This window comes from Parachitinimonas caeni (assembly GCF_030129945.1).
GTDB lineage: Bacteria > Pseudomonadota > Gammaproteobacteria > Burkholderiales > Chitinimonadaceae > Parachitinimonas > Parachitinimonas caeni.
On the sequence record NZ_JARRAF010000100.1, the window covers coordinates 1 to 3,118 of the forward strand.

Here is a 3,118-nt window from a genome sequence, read left to right on the forward strand (position 1 = left end):
AGTTGAAGCGTTCGTCGTTGGCTTGCAGCAGGCGGCCAGCCGGGTCGTAGTGGTAGCGGGTCGGGCCGGCCAGGGAGTCGTGCAGGGTGAGGAGTTCTCCTGCCCGGTTGTACTGGTAGCGGCGGCCGAGTCTGGCCTGGCTGTTGGGGCCGTAGGCGGCATAGGCGATGAGGCAGCCGACGGCGTCGTAGCCGAAGCGGGCATTGAGTTGCCCCTGGCTGCGGTGGGTTTCGCGGTGCAGGGCGTCGCGTTCGATGTCGCTGATCAGCTGGCCATCAACGCTGAGTTGGTGCAGGTGGCCGCTGCCGTAATACAGGGCTTGAATCGTCCGGCCGGAGGGCAGGCGGCTACTCAGGCGGTTGCCGAGGGCGTCGTAGTGGTGGTCGAGGCTGGCTTGGCCTTGCTGTTCGCGAATCACGCGGCCCAGGGCATCGTAGACGAGCTGGCAGCGGTGGCCGGCCTGTTCGGCTTCGGTCAGTTGGCCGGCGGCGTCGTAGGCGAAGCGGGTCGGGCCGTCGGCGGTGGTTTTGCGGACGAGGCGACCGGCCGGGTCGTAGTGGTAGTCGCTGACGAGGCGCGGTTTGCCGTCGGCAGTGAAGCCGTGGGGGGGCCGTTGCGGCTGGTCGGGCGGGGGTTGCAGGCCGATGTGGCCGGAGCGGACGTCGGGCTGGTACCAGGCAGCAATGTCTTCGCGTTGCGCCAGCCGGTCGCTCAGGGCTTGGTAGTGGTAGCGGTGGAGGACGCCATCAACGGCTTGTTCTTCGATCAGCCGGCCGACCCGGCCATGCGGGCCGTATTCGGCGTTGATAACAAAACTGGAAACCACCCTGCGGGGCTACCTGTTTGCCTTTAGCCACCTCTCCATCCCATAGGAAACTTTCAACTACTCGTCTCCGATTGAGGCCATAACTTAGTTGATAGAAAACGCAGCCTGAGCTATGCAGGAAGCGGAACTTGGCTCATGCGCTCACCCAGTTTGGACAAAGAACAGACCGCCATTTGAATTTGAACCAGATATGTCCAAAAAAGCATATCCCACCGCATCAACCATCCCCAAAACCCCTCTAAAAGGCTTAGGAAAATCACCAGAATAAAACTGAGAAATGAATCGCATACCATCAAATTTCATAATTTCATTTTGTGTAAAATTTGGGCAACTTTCAGCCAAGAAAGAGAACATAGGAATGCAATCATTCTCAATAATCTGCTCCACACAATTAAAGTATCTTTTGGGAATATAAAATTCAGAAAAATTATTTTCTTCTTCTATTCTTCCACACACAACCACTTTTGTTGAACCAGACCGTATTTCCTCAAGTTCTTGCTCTGAGCCAGAATAAGTTATTTCATCTAAGAAATAATCACTCTTTAAGTAAGAGGAGAAAATAGAAACAACAACCTGCTCATCAATACTAATACCACAAAATCTCTTCAACGCAAAAGAAGATATTGTAGCCAAATGAATCAAAGCCTCCCCTCTTTTATTACACGGCCAAGACTCCTTGTTAAGTGGAGCACCTCCACCCACATAACAAAATTTGTCAAAATTACAAGTTTCCGAAAAAACCATTTCCCAAACCAGCATAACACCCCCTCTCTAGGTGCTGGGTTCCACCGGTTCAGCATCCGTCAGCCAGTGTAGTCAGGGTATTACCCCAAGTCAGATACTCGGCGCGCCAGACGATCTGGCCTGAGGCATTGGTCAGTTAGCGCGAGATACCAATCTCAACCAAGCATCTAAATTGTCGAATTCATAAATTTATCAAACGACTCTTTAAAATCCATATAAACAGAATCCTGCTCAGGTATACGATTATCTTTTGTTGAGGAAAAACTGATAACCCCATTTCTCACGGCTTGCCATAGCTCTTCCATCGAAACAAGAATCGAGTCCCTTCCGTGAACAATTAAAACCTTATTTCTTTTCCTGGAAAATAAAATTCGAAACGACGAATCAACCGCTACAAACTCGTACCGCCCAGCCCCCTTAAACCTCAAGAGCCCATCAAGCAATTCAATGATTGAAAGATAAATCATTGCTTTTAGCCTGGGGTTACCTCTTGTAGAGAACACAATATTATCAAACGCGAACTCTATATCTCCCATGTCAAACCCGGATGCAGCACCGTCCACATCACGATAGAATTTTACGTTCATTAAAATCACTCGCTTCTTACTGGAAAGACAGTAATTGTTCGATTACCATCATGCGAATCAAAAACACCTCTTACTCTGTCGCGCCTACCATTAACTTTCATGCGCTTCTCATACGTTTGCATTCGCTTATTTGGATCAGAAATTCTTGTTCCTTTTTTTACTAGGCACTCACACACCTTTTCCAGTTCCGCTTGAGTTGTCCCTGGCTCAAAAAGGTCTCCGTGACCACTGGCATGTGTCCCACTAACATGACGTTCGTCAATATGTTGCCACCCCTCTTTAGAATTACCCGGAGGTATCCATGGCGTGGGCTCTTTTCTCCCTGACAAGCCCATTGGATCAATCCATTCCAACGGATTCGGCGCATATTCAAAAAGATTAATCCCACCCCTTAACCCAATCGGATCCTGACTAACAAACCTCCCCAAATCCGGGTCGTAATAGCGGAAACGGTTGTAATGCAGCCCCGTCTCTTCATCGTAGTACTGCCCCTGAAACCGTAGCGGCTGTTCTACCGGTGCGACATCCGTCAGCCAGTGTAGTTTCAGGGTGTTGCCCCAGGCCAGGTATTCAGCGCGCCAGACGATCTGGCCTGCGGCATTGGTCAGTTCGCGTGGGGTACCGATCTGGTCGGGGTGGTAGTAGTAGATGTGGAAGGGGGCTGTCGCTTCGCTCGCCTGACCGTTATTTGTATCCGCACTGGCTACGGTTCCGGGTTGGTGACCATCATCCCCCGCAGCCTCGTTCTCCTCTGCCTCCCCCTCCCCCTCATTCGCCGCCGCCATCTGCCGCCGGGCTTGGGCTATGGCGTGGGCGCTGGCCAGCATGTCGGCGCGGGCCTGGGCACGTTGCTCTAGCGGCAGGGCTTGCAGGATTTTGCGTTGGGTGGGGTCGAGCTGGATGGTGTCCAGTTTCGGGGCCGGTTGCGGCTTGGGTGTGGGGCCGCTCAGTTGGGCCAGGG

Annotated in this window: 4 protein-coding genes and 1 pseudogene; all 5 read right to left on the reverse strand. The window is 52.5% G+C overall.

What is annotated here, in order from left to right:
• Nucleotides 1-826: pseudogene (locus tag PZA18_RS23655) on the reverse strand (hypothetical protein); the annotation flags it as partial.
• Nucleotides 827-967: 141 nt separating this feature from the next.
• Nucleotides 968-1,585: a hypothetical protein gene (locus PZA18_RS23660; protein ID WP_284103360.1), complete on the reverse strand. Its 618-nt coding sequence runs from the start codon at nucleotides 1,583-1,585 to the stop codon at nucleotides 968-970.
• Nucleotides 1,586-1,619: 34 nt separating this feature from the next.
• Nucleotides 1,620-1,706 (reverse strand): RHS domain-containing protein, encoded by an 87-nt coding sequence (locus tag PZA18_RS25525; RefSeq protein WP_407951212.1) that lies wholly within the window; start codon nucleotides 1,704-1,706, stop codon nucleotides 1,620-1,622.
• 31 nt (nucleotides 1,707-1,737) lie between these two features.
• Entirely contained in the window at nucleotides 1,738-2,157 is a 420-nt protein-coding gene (locus tag PZA18_RS23665) for a hypothetical protein (protein ID WP_284103362.1), read from the reverse strand.
• A 5-nt stretch (nucleotides 2,158-2,162) separates the two neighbouring features.
• Nucleotides 2,163-3,118 (reverse strand): RHS repeat domain-containing protein (locus PZA18_RS23670; protein WP_284103363.1); only part of this gene is annotated, 956 nt, incomplete at its 5' end.